At 64.9% G+C, this 23,924-nt stretch carries 21 protein-coding genes; 4 read left to right on the forward strand and 17 right to left on the reverse strand.

Translation table 11 applies throughout. The features are described 5' to 3' along the window. Window positions 1-5 precede the first annotated feature (5 nt). The 4 genes from H0S73_RS14620 to pobA form a co-directional block, all read right to left on the reverse strand. Entirely contained in the window at window positions 6-1,454 is a 1,449-nt protein-coding gene (locus H0S73_RS14620) for an HlyD family type I secretion periplasmic adaptor subunit (RefSeq protein ID WP_181052840.1), read from the reverse strand. Then, window positions 1,451-3,637 (reverse strand): peptidase domain-containing ABC transporter, encoded by a 2,187-nt coding sequence (locus H0S73_RS14625; RefSeq protein ID WP_181052841.1) that lies wholly within the window; start codon window positions 3,635-3,637, stop codon window positions 1,451-1,453. Before H0S73_RS14625 ends, H0S73_RS14620 begins: the two co-directional genes overlap by 4 nt. Then, window positions 3,634-5,334 carry a peptidase domain-containing ABC transporter gene (locus H0S73_RS14630; protein ID WP_181052842.1) on the reverse strand — a complete coding sequence of 567 codons (1,701 nt, stop codon included), beginning with the start codon at window positions 5,332-5,334 and terminating at the stop codon, window positions 3,634-3,636. The genes H0S73_RS14625 and H0S73_RS14630 overlap by 4 nt, the downstream gene beginning before the upstream one ends. A 322-nt stretch (window positions 5,335-5,656) precedes the next feature. Next, on the reverse strand, window positions 5,657-6,826 hold the full coding sequence (gene pobA, locus H0S73_RS14635) for a 4-hydroxybenzoate 3-monooxygenase (protein WP_181052843.1): 1,170 nt from the start codon (window positions 6,824-6,826) through the stop codon (window positions 5,657-5,659). A gap of 144 nt (window positions 6,827-6,970) precedes the next feature. On the opposite strand from pobA, the gene H0S73_RS14640 reads away from it, so the two are divergent. Continuing rightward, window positions 6,971-7,864, forward strand: a complete 894-nt coding sequence (locus H0S73_RS14640) for a helix-turn-helix domain-containing protein (RefSeq protein WP_181052844.1) — start codon at window positions 6,971-6,973, stop codon at window positions 7,862-7,864. A gap of 84 nt (window positions 7,865-7,948) precedes the next feature. Here H0S73_RS14640 and H0S73_RS14645 read toward each other — a convergent pair whose 3' ends face one another. From H0S73_RS14645 to H0S73_RS14660, 4 genes are all read right to left on the reverse strand, one after another. Then, the gene (locus H0S73_RS14645; RefSeq protein ID WP_281369167.1) at window positions 7,949-8,446 is read right to left on the reverse strand and encodes an invasion associated locus B family protein; all 498 of its coding nucleotides are present in this window, start codon (window positions 8,444-8,446) and stop codon (window positions 7,949-7,951) included. A gap of 232 nt (window positions 8,447-8,678) precedes the next feature. Then, entirely contained in the window at window positions 8,679-9,296 is a 618-nt protein-coding gene (locus H0S73_RS26260; RefSeq protein ID WP_343058378.1) for a peptidoglycan-binding protein, read from the reverse strand. A gap of 138 nt (window positions 9,297-9,434) precedes the next feature. Beyond that, on the reverse strand, window positions 9,435-10,490 hold the full coding sequence (locus H0S73_RS14655; protein ID WP_181052846.1) for a histone deacetylase family protein: 1,056 nt from the start codon (window positions 10,488-10,490) through the stop codon (window positions 9,435-9,437). A 26-nt stretch (window positions 10,491-10,516) separates the two neighbouring features. Beyond that, window positions 10,517-10,960, reverse strand: a complete 444-nt coding sequence (locus tag H0S73_RS14660; RefSeq protein ID WP_181052847.1) for an OsmC family protein — start codon at window positions 10,958-10,960, stop codon at window positions 10,517-10,519. A 134-nt stretch (window positions 10,961-11,094) separates the two neighbouring features. Here H0S73_RS14660 and mazG point away from each other — a divergent pair, with 134 nt between their 5' ends. Continuing rightward, window positions 11,095-11,940, forward strand: coding sequence for a nucleoside triphosphate pyrophosphohydrolase (mazG, locus tag H0S73_RS14665; RefSeq protein WP_181052848.1), 846 nt, complete (start codon window positions 11,095-11,097; stop codon window positions 11,938-11,940). Here mazG and hflX read toward each other — a convergent pair. The 7 genes from hflX to dusB all read right to left on the reverse strand — a co-directional run bounded on the left by hflX (window position 11,935) and on the right by dusB (window position 21,113). Then, the gene (hflX, locus tag H0S73_RS14670) at window positions 11,935-13,329 is read right to left on the reverse strand and encodes a GTPase HflX (protein WP_181052849.1); all 1,395 of its coding nucleotides are present in this window, start codon (window positions 13,327-13,329) and stop codon (window positions 11,935-11,937) included. The genes mazG and hflX overlap by 6 nt on opposite strands. Window position 13,330: 1 nt before the next feature. After that, entirely contained in the window at window positions 13,331-13,585 is a 255-nt protein-coding gene (gene hfq / locus H0S73_RS14675; protein ID WP_009491222.1) for an RNA chaperone Hfq, read from the reverse strand. Between the two features lie 222 nt (window positions 13,586-13,807). Then, window positions 13,808-15,178 carry a nitrogen assimilation response regulator NtrX gene (gene ntrX, locus H0S73_RS14680; RefSeq protein ID WP_181052850.1) on the reverse strand — a complete coding sequence of 457 codons (1,371 nt, stop codon included), beginning with the start codon at window positions 15,176-15,178 and terminating at the stop codon, window positions 13,808-13,810. Beyond that, window positions 15,175-17,424, reverse strand: coding sequence for a sensor histidine kinase NtrY-like (locus H0S73_RS14685; RefSeq protein WP_181052851.1), 2,250 nt, complete (start codon window positions 17,422-17,424; stop codon window positions 15,175-15,177). Before H0S73_RS14685 ends, ntrX begins: the two co-directional genes overlap by 4 nt. Before the next feature lie 99 nt (window positions 17,425-17,523). Beyond that, window positions 17,524-18,990 carry a nitrogen regulation protein NR(I) gene (gene ntrC / locus H0S73_RS14690; RefSeq protein WP_181052852.1) on the reverse strand — a complete coding sequence of 489 codons (1,467 nt, stop codon included), beginning with the start codon at window positions 18,988-18,990 and terminating at the stop codon, window positions 17,524-17,526. A 9-nt stretch (window positions 18,991-18,999) separates the two neighbouring features. Continuing rightward, complete coding sequence (locus H0S73_RS14695) at window positions 19,000-20,097, reverse strand: two-component system sensor histidine kinase NtrB (protein WP_181052853.1); 1,098 nt, start codon at window positions 20,095-20,097, stop codon at window positions 19,000-19,002. Beyond that, complete coding sequence (gene dusB / locus H0S73_RS14700; protein ID WP_181052854.1) at window positions 20,094-21,113, reverse strand: tRNA dihydrouridine synthase DusB; 1,020 nt, start codon at window positions 21,111-21,113, stop codon at window positions 20,094-20,096. Before dusB ends, H0S73_RS14695 begins: the two co-directional genes overlap by 4 nt. 109 nt (window positions 21,114-21,222) lie before the next feature. Between dusB and H0S73_RS14705 the strand changes: the two genes are divergently transcribed. Both H0S73_RS14705 and H0S73_RS14710 read left to right on the forward strand, forming a co-directional pair. Continuing rightward, a complete protein-coding gene (locus tag H0S73_RS14705) occupies window positions 21,223-22,416 on the forward strand; it encodes a bifunctional 2-C-methyl-D-erythritol 4-phosphate cytidylyltransferase/2-C-methyl-D-erythritol 2,4-cyclodiphosphate synthase (RefSeq protein ID WP_181052855.1) in 1,194 nt (397 codons plus the stop codon). Next, window positions 22,413-22,901, forward strand: a complete 489-nt coding sequence (locus H0S73_RS14710; RefSeq protein WP_181052856.1) for a CinA family protein — start codon at window positions 22,413-22,415, stop codon at window positions 22,899-22,901. The genes H0S73_RS14705 and H0S73_RS14710 overlap by 4 nt, the downstream gene beginning before the upstream one ends. On the opposite strand, the gene H0S73_RS14715 is transcribed toward H0S73_RS14710, so the two are convergent. Continuing rightward, window positions 22,902-23,387, reverse strand: a complete 486-nt coding sequence (locus tag H0S73_RS14715) for a type II toxin-antitoxin system RatA family toxin (RefSeq protein ID WP_181052857.1) — start codon at window positions 23,385-23,387, stop codon at window positions 22,902-22,904. A 2-nt stretch (window positions 23,388-23,389) separates the two neighbouring features. Continuing rightward, entirely contained in the window at window positions 23,390-23,914 is a 525-nt protein-coding gene (locus tag H0S73_RS14720) for a P-loop NTPase family protein (protein WP_181052858.1), read from the reverse strand. Window positions 23,915-23,924: the final 10 nt, after the last annotated feature.

The raw sequence follows: 23,924 nt of genomic DNA on the forward strand, positions 1-23,924 counted from the left end.
TGCGCTCAGCGTTCGTGGAAGGATGCGGCCATGGCCGAATAGATCGGCTTCAGCAGGTATTGCAGAACCGTCTTGGTGCCGGTGGTGATATCCGCCTGGACGGTCATCCCCGCCACGAGCTGCGCATGACGCGGATCGTGGCCGACATATTGCTGCTTGAGCGCGATGCGCGCGCGGTAATGCGGCTGCCGCTGCTCGTCGAGGAAGGTGCCGGCCGACACGCGCTCCACCCTGCCCTCCACGGACCCGAAGCGCGCGTAATCGAAGGCCTGCACTTTCACATGGACCTGCTGGCCGACCTCGATGAAACCGATATCGCGGGGCATGAGGCGGACATCGGCCACGAGCTGCGCATCCTGCGGCATGATTTCGGCCACGAGACCGCCGGGAGGGAGAACCGTTCCGGGCCGATGGACCGCGAGTCCGCGCACGACACCCTCGATCGGGGCCCGGAGCATGACACGATCCGCGCGGTCTTCCAGCTTGCGGACGAGTTCGGTCGTCTCGGCAACGTCCAGGGCGACCCTCGCCGCTTCTTGACGCGCCTCGTCCACGGCCGCCGACTGCGCTTCGGTGATGCGGGCTTCCGCCTCGGCCAGGCTGCGCTGCGCCGTCACGCGCTGGCCGTTGAGCCGCTCGTGCTCGGCCTTCGCGCTCATGAAGAGCCGCTGGGCCTCCAGCACCGAGAGGCGCGTCGTCAGGCCATTGCTGGCGAGGTCTTCCCGGATGCTGAGCTCTTTGGAATGCAGCGCCATCTGCTCCTGCACCGAGGAGATTTGCCCCCCGAGCGTCAGAAGATCGCTCCGGCGCTGCGCCACCTGCTCCTGCAGAACCGCGACACGGTCCGCCAGCACCCGCAGGCGCGAGTTCAATGCGGCGCGCTGCGGTTCGGCGAACATGCCGGAGCTCATTGGCGGCATGGCCTGCGCGTCTCCGCCGGCACTGGCGACGATTCCGGCCGAAGGCGTCTGGCGCCCGCGCAGGTCGAGAGCCACGATGTGGCCGTCCGCGGCGGCTGCAAGGCGCTGCGCCTGGAGCTGCAGGGATTCCAGCCGGTGCCGGGCCTGCGACAGCTCGGATTGCGCTATTGCGTCGTTCATGCGCAGTAGCGGCTGTCCCGCCTCGACCGTCTCGCCCTCGTTCACCAGCACTTCCGCGACGATGCCGCCCTCGAGATGCTGGATGGGAGCGGCGGCCACAACCGGAGAAATTTCACCTGTACCGACCGCGACTTCGGGGACCCGGGTCAGCGCCGCCCAGGACACGCCTGCGGCCACCAGGATCCCGGTCCCCAGCACGACGGCCCGCTCCAGGCCTTTCACACGCAGCTCTTCGAGGGCCAGCACGTGGCCGTCCGGACGCGGTTGGCGGCTGGCCCGAGGCAGAGCGTGACGCTCGACGCTCGCGGGCAGGATCTCGCCGTTGACGGCAGGTGTCGCGGTCTTGCTCATCATGCAACCTTCGGACTGTTGGCGGCCGACATGTTCGCGAAGGCGGCATTCGCCAGCGATGGGCCGATCGGGGCTCTCGTGGGGCGCGGGCCGCCGGGAGCCGTCTGCTGTTCGAGTTCTTCGACCTGCCCATCGCGCAGGCGCAGGACGCGGTCGGCCAACCGGATGTGGCTCGGCCGGTGCGTCGCCATGAGGATGGTGCAACGGCCGCGACGCGAGGCGATGACGTCGGTGAAGGCTTTGGCGCAGGCATCGTCGAGACCCGCAACCGGCTCGTCGAGCAGCAGGATGGGCGCATCGCGCAGCAGGGCGGCCGCAAGGGAGATCCTCTGCAGGATGCTGCGCGGAAGCCGTCCGCTCTGGTTGTCGCCGACGCGCGTGTCGAAGCCCTGCGGCAGAGACTCGATGGCTTCGAGCACACCGGCCTCATCGGCTGCCGCGCGAAGGTCCGCGTCGGACGCGCTGGGACGGGCGAGACGCAGGTTCTGGGCCACGGTGCCGTAGAGAAGCCCGGGTGATTGCGGCACCCAGCCGATGCTGCGCCGGAGAACCGCCGGATTGAAGGACCGCACGTCATGGCTGTCGATCCGCACCAGACCGCCTTGCGGCCGGTACAGGCCCGCCGTCAGCAGCAACAGGGTCGACTTGCCGCTCCCTTCCGCACCCGTGACGGCGACGACCTGCCCGGGCTTGATGGAGAAGCTGGCACCGGCGAGAACCGGCTCGGATTGCGGAAGATAGCGGAGGGTCACGCGGTGGAACACGATGGCGCCGTGCTCCGGCGGCGCCATACGCGCCTCGAGCGGCGGAGGCCGCTCGGTCTCCAGCGACATCAGGCCGTCCACCTGCCGGATCGACGCCTGCGTCTGCTCCAGGCGGGAGAGCATGACGAAGCAGGTCTGCATGGGGCCGAGAATGCGCCAGATCAACATCATGCCGGCGATGAGCGCACCGGCCGTCATGGCGCCGCCCAGAACCGACAGCACACCCATCACCACCGCGGCCAGTCCGGACAGCGTCACGAGCGCCTGGCTCGCCGCAAGGACGGATCCGGCGAGCGTGCTGACGCGCGCCGACGAGACGGCGGCCGCTGCGGCGGCGGACGTGTAACGATCGATCCAGCGCTCCTCGGCTCCGACAAGCTTCAGGGTCCGCACGGTTTCGAGGGCTTCCACGGCCAGTGCTTCCCGCATCTGGTTGGCGCGGGCCGCCTGCTCGATGGCAAGCCGCATCGATCCACGGGACACCAGGAACAGGATCACGAAACCGACGGCCGTGCCGACGGGCACGATGGCGATCCAGCCCCCCAGCAGCACCATGAGCATGATGACGAGCAGCGTGAACGGCATATCGAGAAGCGCGACGGCGAAGCTTCCGGTGAGGAACTCGCGGATGGCCGCGAAATCCCGCAGGCGCGACACCTGCGAGGCCGTTCCCGCACGCTCCACCAGGGCTGTCGGCAAGGACATGAGCTGGGTGAAGACGGCGCTTGGAACCAGCCGGTCGAGCCGCTCGGCGATGCTGAGCAGGGCGCGCTGGCGGACGGCGCGAAACGCCACTTCGAGGAGGATGGCCGCAACCGCACCCGCCACGAGCATCGGCAGGGTTTCCGGGCTGTATCCCGCGATCACCGTGTCGAAGACCGACATGGTGAAGACCGGCACGGCGAGCCCGAGCACGGCCATCAATCCGCTGATCCCGAGAAGCGCCGGCAGATCGCCCCGGAAGCGCCGGGCGATGCCGCCGAACCAGCTCTTGCGCGGAGCCCCGGCATCCATGTCGATGACCAGCATCAAGGTGCCGCGAAGGGTCTTCGGATCGCAGGGCTCCACATCGCCGGTCTCGCCGTCGAGGAGCAGGACGCGCCCCTGTTCATCGCGATAGACGATGGCCGCGGGCTCGCCAGCCGGGAGGAGAATCGCCGGAAGGCGTCTCGGATCCAGGGCCCCCTGCGACACCCGCTCCATGCGGGTCGGATAGCCGAGAATGGCGAGGGTGTTCCGTACATCGGTGATGTCGATATCGGGCTTGACGTGAGGCAGGGCCGACAGGAGATCGTCTACGCTGCCCGGCCATTCCAGCAGCCACAGCATCGCGGAAAGGCAGCGGGCGAGATCGGACGGAGCCAGGAGATCCTCCGGCAGCTCCAGCGGCGCGCACGAACGGTCTTCTCTGAATGGCCTCATGCCACACGCTCCAATCGACCCTCACGGATCGCATAGACCCGGTCGGCAATGTTCAAGGTGGAGGGCCGATGAGTGACGTTGACCACCGTCACCCTGCCCCGCAGATCCGCCAGCAGCCGGGCAAGACGCGCATCGCTGTCGCCGTCGATCTGCGAGGTGATGTCGTCGAGGAGGAGAATGCGCGGCTCTTCCACCAGGGCACGGACGACGCCGATGCGTTGGGCGGCGCCGCGCGGCAGAGGCGTCGCGGCCACGCCGACCTGGGTGTGCCAGCCGCCCGGAAGAGCGCTGGCGACCTGATCCAGACCCAGCTCCGTTGCCAGGCGAAGCGCCAGGGCCTCGCGCTGCGGCTGATGCATCGTCAGATTCTGCAGGAGGGTGCCGCGCACCAGCGCCGGATCCGGCGGAACCAGCGCGACAAGCCTGCGGGCCGATCCGACATCCACATGGCCGAGATCCTGTCCGTCGATCAGGACCTGCCCGTCATTGGCCTTCAGCTCGCCGGCGATCAGGCGCAGCAGGGCGGAACGGCCCGATCCATTGGAACCCGTGATGCCAACGATCTCGCCGGGCTGCACCTCCAGGTCGATTCCTTCGAACAGCCAGTCGGAATAGCGAGGCGTTCGGAACCGGACACCCTGAAGGAAGATGTGTCCGGCCGTGATCTGCAGCAGCGGCCTGTCGGGGCTGCGCTCCTGCGGCAGCGCACCGATTTCAGCGACGCGCCTCTTGCTCTCCCTGAGCGATTGCAGGCGCGACCAGAGGGCGACACCGCCGAGAAGAGGCTGCATCGTGCGGCCGACGAGCATGGTGCACGCGCTGAGGCCGCCGACGCTGAGCTGTCCCTCGAGGACCATCAGGCAGCCGAAGGTCGCGACGCCGATGGTGGCGACCTGGGACAGGAGCATGCCGCCCTCCTGCCCGGTCGAAATGGTATGCGACAGCTTGCGACGCAGTTGGGCGGAGCCATTCTGGAGACGCTCGTAACGCCGCTCGAGCAAGGGCTCGGCGCCCAATACCTTCATCGAATGGATGCAGTTCAACGTGTCGAACAGAAAGTTGAAGCGGCGCTCCTCGGCCAGGGCGAGATTCTGGGCGGCACGGCGGACGCGACGGCCGGTCAGCACGGCCAGAAGACCCACACCTGCCAAGAGCGTCAGGGGCACGAGCACGAGTGGGCCGGCCAGATACCAGATGCCGACGAGGTAGAGGAGCGCAAAGGGCAGATCGAGCATCGCCTGCAGGGCGGGGCCGGACCACGCCTCGCGCAGCGTGCCGATGGCGGAGAGACGCTCCGCATAATAGCCGTTGCCGTGAGCTTCCAGAGCCGAGAGCGGTGCGTTCAGCAGGCATTGCATGGCCTGGCGATGCGCCTGGGCCTCGGACGTCGCGGCAACACGGGCGAGCACCCGGCCGCGCACATGGCGCAACAAAGCCTCCAGCAGGATCGCGAGCGTCACCGTCGTCGCGAGCACGGCCAGTGTCCCGACGGCCTTGTTCGGGAGAATCCGGTCATAGACCTGCAGCAGCGCTACAGGGAGCGCGAGCGCCAGGAGGGTGATGAGCAGGGTGGCTTCGACAACCGGGATCAGGAATCCGATTCCGAAGCGGCCGATCAGACCTCTGAACGGGCGTGTCAGCCAGGGGCCGGCGGACACCAGCGATGGTGCCGCGGATGAAACGGCGGACCGGTCCATAACGCTACCAATGGCCTTGCGGCCGATAAGGGACGGATGATGAAGCTGGTGAAATATACCGGGCTTTCACCGGTATGGCGGGGCGGCATCATGCCTTTGAGACGGCATCACCTCTGTGAGCGCTCAATCCGCCATGAGTATCAGCATAGTGATAGTTAGAATTCGGAAATATTTTCTTATTAGTCAACGTAACGTCATATCAGATTTCACATTAATGCTCTGGTAAAGTTAATGGTGCGATCAATGCAAGCAATCTGATGATCTTCTGTTTTTGCCGAAGGCGATGACGTTCGAAAATTCAAAGGGCGTCATGGCGGATATCTCAGATCCGCAGTCCGGTGTAGTTCTCCGCCAGGGAACGAGCGGCGGCTTCCGAACCCCTGAGGTAGTCGAACTCCGCCCGCTGGATTCGGCGGCTGAAGGAATCCGTGTCGGGAAATGTGTGAAGGATGGAAGTCATCCACCAGGAAAAGCGCTCGGCTTTCCAGATCCGCGACAGCGCGCGAGCGGAGTAGCCATCGATCCCGGCCGGGGAGTGCTCGTCGTAGAACTCGACAAGCGCCTCGGCCAGCGCGCCGACATCGCTCGCTGCGAGGTTCAGCCCCTTGGCGCCGGTCGGCGGAACGATGTGAGCGGCGTCGCCCGCGAGAAAGAGGCGCCCGAACCGCAGAGGCTCCGCCACGAAGCTCCTCAACGGCGCGATGGACTTCTCGATGGAAGGGCCCGTCACAAGATTGCCTGCCGTTTCCCCGTCGAGCCTGCGGCGCAACTCGTCCCAGAACCGGTCGTCCGACCATTCCTCGACTTTTTCGTCCGCAGGGACCTGGACGTAGTAGCGGCTGCGGGTGTGCGAGCGCATGGAGCAGAGCGCGAAGCCGCGCTCGTGATGGGCATAGATCAGCTCCTCGGCCACCGGGGGGCTGTCGACGAGAATGCCGAGCCAGCCGAAGGGATAGACCCGCTCGAAGGTGCGGATCGCCGCCTCGGGCAGGCTTGCGCGGGCCACGCCGTGATAGCCGTCGCAACCCGCGATGAAATCGCAGGTTATCTCGTGCTCGACGCCGTTCTTGACGTAGCGCACCTTGGGCCCGTCACCGTCGAAATCATGCAATGATACGTTCTCGGCCTCGTAGATCGTCGTCGCACCGGAGATGTCGCGGGCCTGCATGAGATCGCGGGTGACCTCGGTCTGCCCATAGACGGTCACCGTTCGCCCGATCAGCGCGCGGAAATCGAACCGGTGCCTGTCGCCGTCGAAGCAGAACTCGACCCCGTCATGGACGAGGCCGTCCGCATGAAGCCTTTCGCCGACGCCTGCCTTGTCGAGAAGCTCCACCGTGCCCTGCTCGAGCACGCCGGCGCGGATTCGTCCGAGCACATAGTCGGGACTGCGCCGCTCAAGGATGACGGTCTCGATCCCGGCCTTGTCCAGAAGGCGTCCGAGCAGAAGCCCGGCCGGTCCGGCGCCAATGATGGCCACCTGGGTCCGCATGCTCATGTCCTCCGCAACGACGGTCTGAGCCGTCTATTTCACGTTGCCGCAGAATGAACCCGACCCGTCGAAGGGCCAATAGACAAAGCGAGCATCGGATTGGACATTTCGAACATTCGACAATGCAGGACGGATCGCAAGAATTTGGCCTTCGGAGACATCCCTTCTTACGCACTCTATGGAGAATCGGGCGAGGATCCCGGCGCGGACTGGGTTCATTGCGAAACCATTCAAAGCCGCAGCCGATTGCATAATTACAGGATTTTACCGCACCGGCACGAGAAGCTGTTCCAGATCCTTCATCTCGCCTGCGGCACCGCCGACATCGTGGTCGACGGCCAGGGTGCGACGTTGGCCGGTCCCGCAATCGTGGCCCTGCCGCCGATGACGGTGCATGGCTACACGTTCTCGCCGGACGTGCAGGGAACAGTATTCACCCTGTTCGACAGCCGCTTGACCCATATCCTCGCAGAGATGGACGGCATCCGGGAGACGGTCCGGTCTATTCGGATTATCGGCCTTCATGACCATGCGGATGCCGCGCGCGGCTTGGCTGACGACATCGCGGCCCTGACGGCGGAATTCACCGGACGCGGCCTTGGGCGCTCGGAGGCCATTCAGGCGCGCCTGCTGCTCGTTCTGATCGCACTCCACAGGATTGGAGGCTCGACAAAGGCCGGGACCCGCAGCCCCGGAGGCCGGGCGCTTCAGCATGCCCTCCGCTTTCGCGAACTCGTCGACCAGGATTTCCGCAAGCATCACCCTGTTGAGGCCTATGCCCGCAGGCTCGGCCTGACGCCGACCCACCTCAACCGGATCTGCCGTGAACATCTCGGCGACACCGCACTGGGTGTCGTCCATCAGAGGATCATCCTCGAGGCCAAGCGCTATTTGACCTTCACGAGCCTGAGCGCCAAGGAAATCGCCTTGGCGCTCGATTTCGACGACCCGGCCTACTTTGCCCGCTTCTTCAAACAGAAGACCGGCCTCCCGCCCCTCGCCTTCCGGGCCATGCGACGGTCCTCAACGCACGAGTGAAATGCCGATCGTGGAGCCTTTGAAACGGGCAGAGCTTGCAGGTCGGAAGCTCCCCGTCCGCTCCTGTTCAGCGGCGGCATCATGTCACCGACATGCCTGACGGGCTTTCTTCATGACGGCGGTAAATCCTTTGAGAGGGAAGGTGTAAGTCGTCTTGTTTCCACGCTTCGAGGTCGCCTCCACGACCGCCACGCGTCCTTTCTCCAGAGCGCGCACGAACTCGGTCTCGCGCTCGGTGCGCCTCAACCACGCATGGTTCCCGCGCGGGATCATGGTGAAGGAGCGGCCGTCCACCGCAATGCGGATCGCCGTGGGAGCGAAGTCGTAGCCCGCCTGCAGGCTGGCTTCTGTTCGGAACTTGCCGTGATCAAGCCTGCGCACGAACAGGGTGACACGTCCGTGATCGAGATGCTCGGGCTTCATGGATGAAGCGTCGGAATAGACATAGCAGGCAGCAGACTTGTTCTCGTAGTCTTTCCACGCGCTCCAACTTTCGCTTGTTCCGATCGCTCGCGGGGACTGTGCAAGGGCAAAGGTGCTCGAGAGGACAAGGATTGCGGCAGCTGTGCTTGTGGCCTTCATCTACGGGATACTCGCTTTGGCGGTTGCAGAGCCCGCAACCTTCCAAGGCGAGGTTACCTGAGGGTTAACCGCGCTGGTCTAGGACCGGCCAAGCGAAAAATGCCCCAAATTCCGGCAAAAGGCGCAAGGGCTTACAGCGCGTTCAAGAAAATGTGAGCGCATGCCGAATGACGCAGTCCCGGTGCTCACCGGGACCGCGTCGTGGTGTCAGGGCTCATCTTTATCCTAGAGGTTATTCCGTGCGCTCATTCTGTGCGGCCACGACCTTCGCGGACCGCATGAGAGATTGCAGTGTTTGGGCATGAAGCTGGCCGGTGACGGTCAGTCCGACGAGACGCTGATATTCTTCGATCGCCTGACGCGTCGTTGCTCCGACGACGCCGTCGGCCTCGAGTTTGCCAAAGCCGAGATCCGTGAGGGCCTTCTGCGCTGCGATCACATCCTGCTTCGTGGGCAATGGCGTAACGCCGCGCAGGGCGACCGCGCCGTCGAGGGCCGGAGGGGCATGGATGTCCTGGAGCGATGCCAGTTGTTCTCTCGCGGCGGAAAGGCTTGCCTCGGTTTCCGTGTGCTTCACCGTCAGCTGCTCTATCTCGCCCTTAGCCAGCGCGAGCTGCTCCTGGAGTTTTCTAATCTCTCCCGCTTCATTCTCCGCCTTCCTGCGCTCCGACAGGAACTGGGCTTGATATTCTCGGAGCGCGGCCGTCTGGCCACTCACCTGCTGTTCGAGCTGCGTGGATGAAAGAACCGAATAGGCATAGGCTCCCCATCCCGTGATGGCTGCAACGGCGAGGCCTGAGATCGTGAGGCGGCTGATCGACGAGCCCCTGCGTTCTGGCGTCCGAGTCACGATGATCCTTTCAACGGTCAAGGCCTCAAGGGCCGGGTGAAGTACCCGGCCAAGGTGAGCAAGAACGTGGTCAAAGAATGACCGGCCTCGAAGGAAACAATGAACAGTGATGCCGTCGACCGTACCCGGCGCAGATCCTTACGCGGCGGAGTTCGAGCGGAACGCCGTGATGAAGGCTGGAGCCGCTTCGGCGACAGCTGCCAGCGAATAACCGCCTTCCTGGACTATCAAGGTCGGCAGGTCGATCTTGCCCCAGATGTCTCCGACCCGTGCGAAAGCATCCGAGGTCACGTTGAGCTTGGACAAGGGATCGTCCCGGTGAGCGTCCCAGCCTGCGGACAGGACGAGCGCCTCGGCTCCATGGGCCTGCACGGCCAACGCCAGACGCTGGTTGGCGTCGATGAAGGCCTCGTCGTCGGCACCCGGTGCGAGGGGCAGGTTGTGGTTGGCCCCCTCGCCGGGACCCGCACCGGTCTCGTCGGCATAACCAGCATAATGCGGGTAGTAGGACGAGGGGTCGGTATGCACGGAGCCGTAGAAGACGTCCTGGCGGGTGTAGAAGATCGCCTGCGTGCCGTCGCCGTGATGCGTATCGAAATCCACGATGGCCACTTTGGGAAAGTGGCTCCGCAGCACCGCGGCCGCGATGGCGGCGTTGTTGAAGAAGCAGAATCCCGAGGCTCTGTCGGCATAGGCATGATGACCGGGCGGACGGCAAAGTGCGTAGGCGGCTCGTTCGCCTGCCAACACTGCCTGGGCACCGGCAACCGCCGCCTGTGACGACGCATAGGCAGCCTGGAACGTGCCCGCCATGATCGCGCAGGACATGCCGCCGATGTACCATCCTGCCTGGCCGAGAATCCCGGTCGTGCGCGGCTTGCCGCGTTCCTCCAGGTCGATCCCGGCCCCGCGATAGGGATGGACGTTCGGCAGGACTTCCGGGCCGTGATCGGGAAGTTCCATGAAGCGGGCATAGGCGTCTTCGAGAAAGTCCACGTAATGGGCGGCATGGACCGCCAGGATCGGGTCGCGTCCGAAATCGCCGGGATCGGTCCGCGTCAATCCTTGTCTCTCCAGGACTGTGAGGAGCGTCGTGGCCCGATCGGGGTTTTCGAAGGGATCCACGATCCGCCCATGCACCATGTATTGCGTCGGCCGGTGGGCCAATTGTGCTTCGGAAAAGAACAGCTTCATGACCGTGGATCCCGGATGCGAATGGTTCAGGAGGAAGCCGCTTCCGCCTCCTCAGCCTCGTCGATCGCCGTCCAGGAATGGGTGATCTTGGCCACGGCTCCCAGCATGATCGAGGCGGAGCAGTATTTTTCCTTGGAAAGATCGATGGCTCTTTCCACCTTGGCCGGTGCAAGGCGCCTGCCTTTGACCTTGTAGTCGAGGTGGATTGCGGTGAAGACCTTCGGGTCCGTCTCCGCGCGCTCGGCGGTAACCTCGACGTCGCAATCCGTCACCTGCTCGCGGCCCTTCCTGAGGATCTGGACCACATCGAAGGCCGTGCAGCCTCCAAGCCCGATGAGGAGCATCTCCATGGGGCGAATGCCGACATTGCGGCCGCCATATTCCGGCGCCCCGTCCATGACGACGGCATGGCCGCTGCCGGACTCTCCCACGAACATCATGCCGTCGACCAGTTTCACCCGCGCTTTCATATGATTCTATCCTCGTTGTGGCTGAAGCCTTCATCCTCCCTTATACCGCTAACGCAAGGAAATGGCGCGAATCCAGCTAGCCCGGCGTTTTGTCCTCAGGCTATGACACGGGCCGAGCGACCAGGGATCTCATCATGACGCCTTCCAAGGACATCACGCGGCTTATCGAAATCATGGCGGCCCTGCGGACGCCTGGAACCGGGTGCCCTTGGGATATCGAGCAGGATTTCGCCTCGATTGCTCCCTACACCCTCGAAGAGGCCTACGAAGTCGTCGACGCCATCGAGCGGGGCGATCTGGCCGATCTGCGGGACGAACTCGGGGATCTGCTGCTTCAGGTCGTCTTTCACGCCCGGATGGCCGAGGAGCAGGGTGCCTTCGCCTTTCCCGACGTGGTCGAAGCCATCACGAGAAAGCTCATCCGGCGCCACCCACACGTCTTCGGGGACATCAAGGACCTGTCGCCCGAGGAGGTGAAGAACCTCTGGGATACGATCAAAGCCGAAGAGAAGGCCGAACGGCGCGCGGCCCGCGAGACGATGGGGCACATGCCCGAGCCTCACGAAGCTGGCCTTCTCGGAGGCATCCCGACTACCCTGCCCGCCTTGACGCGAGCCCAGAAGCTGACGGCCAAAGCCGCGAAGGTGGGCTTCGACTGGCCCGAGGCGGTACAGGTCATCGACAAGATTCATGAGGAGCTGGAGGAGGTCAAGGAAGCGTCCTCTTCCGGACAGAAAGACAGGATCGAGGACGAGATCGGCGATCTCCTGTTCTCCGTCACCAACCTTGCCCGGCATTTCGGCATCGATCCGGAGCGGGCTCTGCGGCGGACGAATGCCAAGTTCGAGCGGCGGTTCAAAGCCATCGAGACGGCTCTCGGAGAGCGGGATCGGAGCCTCGACGAGGCCTCACTCGAAGAGATGGAGGAGCTTTGGGTCGCGGCGAAGCTGGCCGAGCGCGAGCCCGGCCCGACATCATAGGACGCGGGCGTCGGGAAAACGGTTCAGGAACCGGGGCTCCTTGCCGGCGACGAGGCGGATCCGCAGGATGGTATGCCCGTTTTCCTTCGTCTCGCGATCCAGGATTTCTGTATTCTCGTGCAGCCAGGCGAGCCCCTGCCCGTCTTCCGGCGCGACATCGACCTCGTAGGTCGGCCGCCCCATGGACAGGTGCTGTTCGATCGTCGCGAGAAGCTCGGGAATCCCGTCCCCCGTCAGAGCCGAGATGAGGATCGGCCGCCGCTCCTCGCCAGTTCGGTGCGAGGCGGTCGCAAGCCGCTCGCGATCCTCCGCCGACAGCAGGTCCGCCTTGTTCCAGACCTCGACGATGCGTCTCGTATCGTCCGGATCGATGCCGAGTTCCCGCAGAACAATGGCGACGTCGCCGGCCTGGGCCTCGGTCTCCCCGTGCGATACGTCGCGGACGTGCAGCAGGACGTCGGCTTCGACCACATCCTCGAGCGTGGCGCGGAACGCCGCCACCAACATTGTCGGAAGATCCGAGATGAACCCGACCGTGTCCGACAGGATGGCCTTCTCGCCATGGGGAAGCTCGATGGCGCGGGACGTCGGGTCGAGGGTCGCAAACAGCATGTTCTCGGCCAGAACGTCGGCCTGGGTCATGCGGTTGAACAGGGTCGACTTCCCCGCATTGGTGTAGCCGACGAGGGCGATGATCGGGTAAGGCACCCGTCTGCGGCTCGTCCGGTGCAGGGACCGCGTCTTCACGACGCTTTCCAGATCCCGCTCGATCCGGTTCATCCGCTCCTGGATCAGGCGGCGATCCGCTTCGATCTGCGTCTCGCCCGGCCCCCCGAGGAAGCCGAACCCGCCGCGCTGGCGCTCGAGGTGCGTCCAGGATCGGACCAGCCGGCCCTTCTGGTAGGACAGATGTGCCAATTCGACCTGAAGGGTGCCTTCCTTGGTCCTGGCCCGCCGTCCAAATATTTCGAGGATGAGGCCCGTCCGGTCGATGACCTTCGCCCCCCAGGCCTTTTCCAGGTTGCGCTGCTGCACCGGGCTGAGGGCGCAATCCATGACTACGAGGCCGATGTCCTCTGCCCGGATCAGCCCCGCCAGTTCCTCGACCTTGCCGCTACCGATGAAGGTGGCGGGTCGCGGGGATGAGAGAGGCGCGATCAACGATTGGCTGATGGTCAGATCGATTGCGAGCGCAAGCCCGGTGATTTCATCGAGGCGAGCTTCCGGAGGGCGCGGATTGCCCCCCTCCCCATCTGCTTCGGCTGCACCGCGCCGCCGGCGTGTGAGATACGGACCGATAACGAGCGTCCGCGTTCCTGCCGCAACCTCTTTTTCCGGTTCGGCAAGCTGAGCGAGACGTTCTTCCCCCGGACTGCGTGGTTCCGTCACCTCAAGCCTTCTCGCCAGCCTCGTCGATCTGATCGAACAACTGGACGGGCTGTCCCGGCATGATGGTGGAAATGGCGTGTTTGTAAACCAGCTGGGAATGACCATCCCTGCGCAGGAGGACGCAGAAGTTGTCGAACCAGGTGACGACACCCTGAAGCTTCACCCCGTTCACGAGAAAGATCGTCAGGGGAATTTTTTGCTTCCGGACGTAGTTCAGAAAAGTGTCCTGAAGATTCTGCGCGCGATCGCCCGCCATTGAAGTTGCCTCGCCAGCCCATCGCCGCCGGTCTTGGCTATGGGGCCGCCTGGATATGGTTGTCCGCATTCGTGCGGTCGGTGACCGGCAGATCTATTACAGGGCGAACGGCAGCGTTCGGCAAGAGGCAGTCAATGCTTCTACCTCCCTGGGGTTATATTTTCCCGTGGATTGTAGATTTTCGACCTTCCCGACCGGCGGGAGAAACGCAGGAACGCGTTCTCAGCCGCCAATGCCGAGGGATTTCAGCTTCCGGTGCAGCGCGGAGCGCTCCATGCCGATGAACTCCGCCGTTCGTGAGATATTGCCGCTGAATCGGGCAATCTGCGCCAGGAGATATTCCCGCTCGAAGATCTCGCGGGCCTCGCGAAGGGGCAGGCTCATGAGCTTCTCGCCTCCTGCCCCGCCCGGAGTGCTCGGAACGAGCGCGCCGATCTCGGTGGGCAACATGTCGGCCGTGATCTCGGCGTCCGGGTCGCCCGAGGTGAGAATCATCAGCCGTTCAACATTGTTGCGAAGCTGACGGACGTTGCCGGGCCAGTCATGCGACTGAAGAACTGCCATGGCATCCTCGGCGATGCGCCGCTTGGGCAGGCCCGTCGTGGACGAGATCTGCTCCATGAAGAACTCGATCAGCTCCGGCACATCCTCGCGCCGCTCGGCGAGGGACGGAACCCGGATCGGGATGACGCCGAGCCGATGGAACAGGTCCTCCCGGAACTGACCCGCCGCAATGGCGGCGGGTAGGTCGCGGCTGGACGACGAGACGATTCGGACGTCCACATGCACCCGCGTCGTCCCGCCGACGCGCTGGAAGTTCTGATCGACCAGCACGCGCAGGATCCGGTTCTGCGTCTCCCGCGGCATGTCGGCGATCTCATCGATGTAGAGAGTGCCGCCATGGGCCTCTTCGAGGGCGCCGACACGGCGTCCCCCGCCCTCGCCGCCTTCGGTGCCGAAAAGCTCCGCCTCCATGGTGTCGGGGGTGATCGTTGCGGCCGACAGGACGATGAAGGGGCCGTTGGCCCGGGTCGAAAGACCGTGAATGGTTCGGGCCGTCAGCTCCTTGCCGGATCCGGGCGCGCCGGTGATCAGGATGCGGGCGTTCGTCGGCGCCGCCCGCTCCACCGCCTGCCTGAGCTGGTTGATGATGATCGACCGGCCGGCGATGCGGCTGGCCTGAACCGAACGCGAGCGCAGGTCGCGGACCTCGCGTTTCAGGCGGGAGGCCTCCAGGGCGCGCTCGGCCACCAGAACCAGGCGATCCGCCTTGAAGGGCTTCTCGATGAAATCATAGGCGCCCGCCTTGATAGCGGACACGGCTGTCTCGATGTTGCCGTGGCCGGAGATCATCACGACCGGCAGGTCCGGGTGCTGGGACTTGATGATCTCCAGAACCTGAAGGCCGTCGAGACGGCTTCCCTGCAGCCAGATATCGAGAAATACGAGGTGGGGACGCCGGGTTTCGATGGCGGCCAGAGCCTCATCGGACGTGCCGGCCGTGCGGGTGCGGTTGCCTTCATCCTCGAGAATGCCGGCGACCAGCTCACGAATATCGACTTCGTCGTCGACGACGAGAATATCTGCGCTCATAGGCTTGCCCTGCGGGAGTCGTTTCGGCTGGAAGCGGCCGATGTCTCTTCCGATACAACGTGCTTCGTCTTTGGGATCCACATGCGAACCTGCCCGCCCCTGCCGGTTGGATTGTCGGCGAGTTCCATGCCACCTCCATGGTCTTCCAGAATCTTTGCAACGATCGGCAGCCCCAGTCCGGTTCCGCCCTCGCGCGTCGTCATGTAGGGCTCCAACAGGCGCTGTCGGCCTTCGACCGGGAAGCCCTTGCCGTTATCCGTCACGGCCAGGATCAGATAATCCGGATGCGTGTCATCGAGCAGCACCGAGATCCGCGCCTGCCCTCTCTCTTCCTCCGGCACCGCCGCAATTGCCTCGGTGGCGTTCTTGACGATGTTCGTCACCGCCTGCGAGACCAGCCGCCGGTCGAAGGGAGCGATGAGGGACCCGGGCGGGACCCGATCGTCGAACTCGATCTCGGGATGGGCGATCTTCATCATGAAGATCACCTGCCTGATCGTCTCGGCCAGATCCTCGTCGCCGATGGTCGGCTTCGGCATGCGGGCGAAGGACGAGAACTCGTCCACCATCCGCTTGATATCGTCGACCTGCCGCACGATGGTGTCGGTGCACTGGTCGAACACCTCCCGGTCCGTGGTGATCACCTTGCCGTATTTCCGGCGGATGCGCTCGGCCGACAGCTGGATGGGCGTCAGGGGGTTCTTGATCTCGTGCGCAATGCGCCGGGCCACGTCAGCCCAGGCGGAGGTCCGCTGCGCCAGCACGAGGTCCGTGATGTCGTCGAGGGTGATGACGAGGTCCCTCTGTCCCCCGCGCGCCTGCTCGCTGGTGACGCGGACGTTGATGGTGCGCTCCTTGCCCTTGCGGGAAATGTGGATCTGCTGCTGCATCAGGCGCTGGCGGCCCTGGCTCATCTCCTCAACGAGCGGGGCCACCTCGGGCAGAACCATGGTGATCGGCTGGCCGAGCAGTTCCTTGTGCGAGGTGCCGAGCAGGGCCTCCGTCGACGGGTTGACGATGGTGATCTGCGCTCTCGCATTGACGCCGATGACGCCGGCCGACACGCCCGCCAGGACCGCCTCGGTGAACCGGCGCCGCCGGTCCATGAGGTCGCTGGCTGCCGTCAGCCCGTCGTGCTGGCGGCGCAGTTCCGAGGTCATCTTGTTGAACGTCTCGCCCAGATGTCCGAGATCGCCCTCGCCTCGCTTCACCGGGACCTGGACATAGAAATTGCCGGTCGCCACCTGATCCGTCGCATGGATGAGACGCCGGATCGGGGCAACGAGGCGGTTCGCGAAGTTCAGCCCGAACCAGACGGCCGAGAGCAGGACGATCAGCGCGATCAGCGTGAACATGGACGCGAAGGCGATCTGGATGCCCGCCTTCTTCTGGTCGAGAGCCTCGTAAAAGGCCACGCCGGCTTCCGCCACCTGAGGGAATTCGAGCGCGCGCGGATCGACCTCCCTGGCCACGTAGAGGATGCGACCGCCATGGGCGTCCAGCTTCAGGGCCGAGCGGAAGATGTTTCCGGTTTTCGGGAAAAGGCAGAGCGCCTCCCGGTTGCTTGCCTCCCGAAGGTCCGTCTCCGTCGGCAGAGGGACGTTATCGAGCTTCTTGGCGTCGATGCGTTCGACGACCGATCCGTCCGTATCCACGATCATGGCAAGCGGGAAGCCGAGAAAGACCGCGCGGGAATTCATGAACTCCCGAAACAGATTGCGGTCCGCGTCGAAGAGGACCTTGGCGCGGTTGAGATCGGCCGCCATGAGTTGGGTCTCGCGGGCGAGCGTGCGGCACTGCACCTCGCGATAGGACCGGGCAATGGCAACCGTGTTGGTCATCAGGTCCTTGAGCGCGCCAGTGAACCAGGGGTCCAAGCCGCGTTCCAGGGTAACGGTGGCGACGGCCGCGACCAGAATCGCCGGCAGCACCGCCACGAGGCTGAACAGCCCGACGATCCTCACGTGAAGTCCGGCCGCAGCCGCGCCAGCCCGCCGCTCGCGGACCAGCTTTCGGGTCTGCCAGGCGACGATGCCGAGCAGGAGCGCGATCAGCACGCCGTTCAGCAGGAAGACCCACACCACCACGTTGTGGGTGGGCAGGAGCGGGGTCGCGCCGGCGAGGATAAGGAACGTGGCCAGGGCCGAGGCCAGAGCGGACAGCACGGCGCCATAGCCCAGCCAGCCGAGGCCGCTCTGGGACGGTTCGGCCGCCTGCCGTTGTGCAATGGTGTCCTGTTCGATCAAGACTGAAGCCCCGCCAATCGGGTGCTTTCGGTCCAGCACCCCCGCCACGGGTGATGCACCAACACAACACTGTGGTCAAATTATTACAGCGGCCAAGGCTCAGCCGCGGTTGGAGCGGACCACCATGAGCTCCAGATCCCGTACTTTCTTGCGAAGGGTGTTGCGGTTGACGCCCAGAAGCTCGGCCGCGCGGATCTGGTTGCCCCTGGTCGCGGCCAGGGCCGCACCGATCAACGGGCCCTCGATCTCTCGCAGGATGCGGTGATAGAGGCCAGGAGGCGGCAGCGTGTCCCTGAAGCCCGAGAAATACTCGTTGAGATGCCGTTCGACCGCATCGGACAGCCCTTCCGCGTTCTGCTGGGACGATTGGGCTGTCTTTCCGACCGGCTGAGGTGGCAGCAGGGGCTGAGAATCGAGTTCTGCTTCGATGATGGCGCCTGTGATGGTGTCCTGCGGGTACAGGGCCGCCAAGCGTCGCACCAGGTTCTCCAGCTCGCGGACGTTGCCCGGCCAGCGGTACCGCTTCAGCCGGTCCATGGCTTCCGTGTCGAGCTGCTTGCGAGCCAGCCCCTCCTTTTCCACCAGCATGAAGAAATGCCGGGCCAGATCCGGGATGTCCTCGACCCGTTCCCGCAGCGGCGGAAGGCGCAGGGGCACCACGTTGAGCCGGAAGTAAAGATCCTCGCGGAAGAGGCCCTGCTGGATCAGCACGCGCAGGTCCTTGTTCGTGGCCGCCACGATGCGGACATTCGTCTTGATCGGCACCCGGCCGCCGACGGTCGTGTACTCGCCCTGCTGGAGAACGCGCAGGAGGCGGGTCTGCGCCTCCATGGGCATGTCGCCGATCTCGTCGAGGAAAAGCGTGCCGCCTTCCGCCTGTTCGAAACGACCCGTATTGCGGGCGGTCGCGCCGGTGAAGGCGCCCTTCTCGTGGCCGAAGAGCTCGGATTCGATGAGTTCGCGTGGAATCGCCGCCATGTTCACGGCAACGAACGGCCCCTGACGGCGCTTGCCGTAATCGTGCAGGGCCTTTGCCACGAGTTCCTTGCCGGTCCCGGACTCGCCCGTAATCATCACCGTGAGGTCGGTCGGCATGAGGCGTGCGAGCGCCCGGTAGATCTCCTGCATGGCATGCGAACGGCCCACGAGCGGGATATCCTCGTTCTCCGGCGGCGGACTGGCCCCGGCGGGAACATTCCGGGGGCGGGACAGGGCCCGGCCGACGACCGCAACGAGTTCCTTCAGATCGAAGGGCTTCGGCAGGTACTCGTAGGCCCCGCGCTCGGAGGCCTTGATGGCGGTCATGAACGTGTTCTGAGCGCTCATGACGATGATCGGCAGATCCGGGCGCATCTTCTTGATGCGGGGCAGGAGATCGAAGGCATTCTCGTCCGGCATCATGACGTCCGTGATGACCAGATCGCCCTCCCCTTGAGCAATCCATCGCCAGAGGGTCGCAGCATTGCTGGTGGAGCGAACCTCGTATCCGGCCCGAGACAGGGCCTGGTTCAAGACGGTCCGGATGGCCGCGTCGTCGTCGGCGAGAAGAATCTGTCCGCTAGGCATCGCTCAATCTCACAATTCGGCCCCGCGACCGTCGTCGGCGCGGTGCATGGGCAGGAGAATTCGAAAAGTGGTTCGTCTGGGCGCCGGCTCGCATTCGACGATTCCGCCGTGATCGCCCACGATCTTCGCCACGAGGGCGAGCCCCAGGCCGCTGCCCTGAACCTTCGTCGTTACGAACGGATCGAAGAGATCGGTCATAAGCTCGGGAGGAATGCCGGGACCGTTGTCCGTGACGCTCAGATCGATCGGAAGGCTGACCCGCTCCTGGGAGCCGGGCACCTGGAGCCGGACGCCGGTACGGAAGGCCGTGGAGAGAACGATCTCGCCGTCCGGCGCATCGATGCCGACGGCTTCGGCCGCGTTCTTGACCAGGTTCAGAATGACCTGGATCAACTGATCGCGGTTGCCGAGCACGGGCGGGAGCGACGGATCGTAGTTCTCGACGAAGCGGATATGCCGGGCAAAACCCGACTGCGCGAGGCGCTTCACGTGATCGAGCACGCCATGGATGTTCACGGGTCCCCGTTCCACGGGCCTTTCCTCGCCGAACAGCTCCATGCGCTCCACGAGCTTCACGATCCGGTCGGTCTCGTCGCAGATCAGGCGCGTCAGCAGCCGGTCATCCTCGCTGGCCGATTGCTCGAGGAGTTGCGCCGCACCACGGATGCCCGACAGGGGATTCTTGATCTCATGCGCCAGAAGCGCGCCCAAGGCCGTGATCGACCGGGCAGCGCCGCGATGGGTCAGCTGACGGTTCATCTTGTCGGCGATCGTCCGCTCCTGGAGCATGACGATCACATGATCGGTGTCGTCGCCCAAAGGGCTGGCTGATACGTCGACGATGCGCTCCGCACCAAGGCGCGGGCTGCCGATATCGACCCGATGCTCGCTGACGCTGGAGCCGCGCTGGCGAACATCCTCCACCAGGGCCATCACCGGCGAGCCGAAGGGCAGGAAATCGCTGAGCTTCTGGCGCAGCATCATGCGCAGGCTCATCTCGAAGAAGGATTCGGCCGCCGCATTGGCATGCACGATGCGGTGCTCCGGCCCTATCATCAGAACCGGGATCGGCAGCGCATTCATGATCAGGTCGTTCATGCCCGTCATGCCGCCTCTCGATCCTGATGGCGGTAAAGGGAGCGCAGCAAGTCAGTCACGGCCCTGGGTTCCTCGGATGTGACGAGCGCCGTCCTGACGCTCGGCGGGATGTGGAAGCCCGAAGCCCTGGCCACGTCCGCATAGGCGGCGAGATGCTTGCGGGCATGGCGAACGCCGGTCCTTTCCCCGTAGAGGGACAGGAGGCCCTCGTAATGCTCGACGGCAATCCCGGTCATGTCTTCGGGCGAGGGATCGGGGATCGTTACACCCTGCAGGGCACCGCCGATCTGGCCCACGAGCCAGGGTCGGCCGACGGCGGAGCGCCCGATCATCACGGCAGCCGCACCGGAAGCCGACAGGCATTTTCTCGCATCGTCGAGCGTGCCGATATCGCCATTGGCGATCACAGGGATGCCGACGTTCCGGACAACAGCCGCGATCGCGTTCCAGTCCGCTTGGCCCTTGTAGAATTGCTGACGTGTCCGGCCGTGCACCGTCACGGCCTGCACGCCAAGGCTCTCGGCGCGGCGGGCCAGCTCCGGCGCGTTGAGGGTGTCATGATCCCAGCCGAGCCGCATCTTGACCGTCACGGGAACGCTGGCGGCCTGGACGGTCGCCTCTATCAGCCGGGCCGCATGGTCGAGATCGCGCATGAGCGCCGACCCGGCATAGCCGCCGATCACGCGCTTGGCCGGGCAACCCATATTGATGTCGATGATGCGCGCCCCTGCCCCCTCGGCGACCCGGGCGGCCTCGGCCATCCAATGCGGCTCGCAGCCGGCCAGCTGGACGACGTGAGGCTCGATTCCGGCCCCTTCGGCTCTCAGCTGCGCTTCTTCCGAACCTTGGACCAGCTCGTCGGAAGCCACCATCTCGGACACGACGAGACCAGCCCCCAGACGGTTGGCAATGCGCCGGAATGCGACATCCGTAACTCCGGACAAAGGTGCAAGAATGGCCGCCGCCTCGACACGCACAGGGCCGATGTCGAAACCGTTTGCGCCTATTTTTTGATCAAAACTCATTGTGCCTAATCAATAGACAATTCGACGTTCGGTGCAAGCCCCTCGCATGGGGATTTGCCTTCCCTCTGCGTCACGCTTAGGAGAGCATCCGTTACAAAGAGGTCCTTGAATGTCAGTTGCCGCCCTCATCGTTGCTGCCGGTCGCGGATCAAGAGCGGGCGAAGGGGCACCCAAGCAATATCGGGAACTTGGCGGGATGCAGGTCCTGGCGAGGACGCTCTCCGCCTTTCTCGAATATCCCGAGATCGGCCACACCGTGGTAGTGATCCATCCCGACGACCTGGCGCTCTATGAAGAAGCCGTCGCGGTCCTGCCAACTCCCTCCGCGACATTGCTGCCATGCGTTCATGGTGGTGCGACAAGGCAGGATTCGGTGAAGAACGGCCTGGAGGCCCTCTCGGGCCTCGATCCGGAACTCATTCTCGTTCACGATGCCGCGCGTCCATTCGCCGGCTCCGACCTGATCGAGAGGGCCATCGAGGCGGCTCGGCGCTGGGGCGCCGCCGTTCCGGGAACGCCCGTCACCGATACGATCAAGGTGATCGGAGAGCAATCGGAAGTGCTCTCCACGCCGGACCGTTCGACGCTCAGGGCCGTGCAGACGCCGCAGGCTTTTCGTTTCCCGCTTCTTCTCGATGCGCATCGCCGGGCCGCGGCGGCAGGCCTCCACGCCTTCACGGATGATGGCGCTCTCGCGGAATGGGCCGGTCTGCCGGTCCATGTCTTCGAAGGCGATGGCGGCAACATCAAGCTCACGCATCCGGCGGATTTTCAGGAGGCTGAGAGGCGTTTGAAAGGAAACACAATGGCTTACGTAACCCGCCTCGGGACGGGATTCGACGTCCATGCCTTTGGAGATGGTGATCATATCTGGCTCGGCGGCATCAGGGTTCCCCATGACCGCGGGGTGCTCGCCCATTCGGACGGGGATGTGATCCTTCACGCCCTCACGGACGCGATCCTCGGCGCCCTCGCGGACGGTGATATCGGCACTCATTTCCCGCCGAGCGACCCGCAATGGCGCGGCGCTTCCTCCGACCGGTTCCTGGCCCACGCGGTTGGGCTCGTCGCCGAACGGGGCGGCCTCCTGGATCATCTCGACGCCACCCTCCTGTGCGAGAAGCCGCGCCTCGGCCCTCATCGGGAGGCGATGCGGCAGCGGATCGCCGGGATCGCCGGGCTTCGCCTGGACCAGGTCTCGCTCAAGGCGACGACGACGGAGAAGCTTGGATTTACCGGCCGCGCCGAGGGAATCGCCGCTCAGGCGGCCGCAACGATCCGCCTGCCGGAGGTGAGCGCATGACGCCCGAAATCAAGGCTCGCGTCGCGGCGCTGCTCGACGCCTACAAGGCCAAGGGCCTGAAGATCGCCACCGCCGAATCCTGCACCGGCGGCCTCGTGGCCGCCCTGCTGACGGAGATCTCCGGCTCCTCGGCCGTCGTGGAGCGTGGATTCGTGACTTATTCCAACGAGGCGAAAACCGAGCTGATCGGTGTCCCGGCGGACCTGATCGCTGCGCACGGAGCCGTCAGCGAGCCGGTGGCCCGCGCCATGGCCGAGGGGGCGCTGGCCCATTCCCGGGCCGACGTGGCCGTCGGCATCACGGGCGTGGCCGGCCCGAGCGGCGGAACGGCCGCGAAGCCGGTGGGTCTCGTCCATTTTGGCCTCACCCGCAAGGGAGCCGCGACGGTTCATCTGGAGCGGCGCTACGGCGATCTCGGCCGCGAGAACGTCCGCCGCCGGGCGGTGGAGGACGCCCTGTCCCTGCTGGAGCAGGCCCTTCGCTGATCAGGCCCTTCTCGCCCCGGCCTGCGCCTGGGAGGGCGTGCCGTAGATCTCGTCCGCCCGCTCCTCGAAGGCCTCGGTGAACTTGCGGAAGGCCTTGTCGAAGACGGACCCCATGAGCAGGCCCAGGGCGAAGCTCTTGAACTCGTAGTTGATGTAGAACTCCACCTCGCAGCCGCCGCCGGGCGTTTCCCGAAAGGTCCAGCGGTTCTCGAGATACTTGAATGGGCCGTCCACGTATTCGACCGTGATCTTCCGGCGCGGATCGTCCAGCGTCACCCGGGTGGTGAAGGTCTCCTTGATGGCCTTGTAGCCCACCGACATGGTGGCCACGAGGGACTCGATGCCTTCGCCGCTCTGGACCCGACGCATGATTCTCAAGTCCTCGCACAGCGGCACGAATTCCGGATAGCGCTCCACATCGGCCACGAGGGCGAACATCTGGGCCGGACTATGCTGGACGGAACGCGTGGTGCGAAAGGTCGGCATGCTCAGGCGGCCTCTTTGACGGTTGAAAGCGCGGCCTCCAGGGCCGGAATGTCGGAACGGGAACGCAGCACGTGGACCTTCTGGTCCGCGCGCAGACGCTCCAGCATGCGTAGGGTCTTCGGCCGCATCCTGTCGGGATAGGACCAGATCCAGCGCATGAAGGACCAGTCGAAGCGCTCGGGCCCGGCGGACCCGAGATCCGGCCGCGAGCGGCCGTAATTGCGCGCCACGCGCCAGAGCACGCTGGAAGCGCATTGCCAGCGCGGCAGGTCGAGCCAGACGATCGTCGTAGCGCGGGGCACACGGATATCGAAGGTGCTGGCGTAATTGCCGTCCATGATCCAGGCCGGCCGGGCAGCAAGCGCCCGGACCCGATCGCGCCACTCCTCCTTGGACGGCATGGTCCAGCCTGGGCCGAAATATTCCCGGTCGAGATGGATCAGCGGCAGGTCGAGGCGTCCGGCGAGGCGGCTCGCCAGGGTGCTCTTGCCCGCGCCCGGGCTGCCGATGACCAGAATGCGCTGCATTGGCTCTCGC

Origin of the sequence: Microvirga mediterraneensis, assembly GCF_013520865.1 — a bacterium.
Lineage (GTDB): Bacteria > Pseudomonadota > Alphaproteobacteria > Rhizobiales > Beijerinckiaceae > Microvirga > Microvirga mediterraneensis.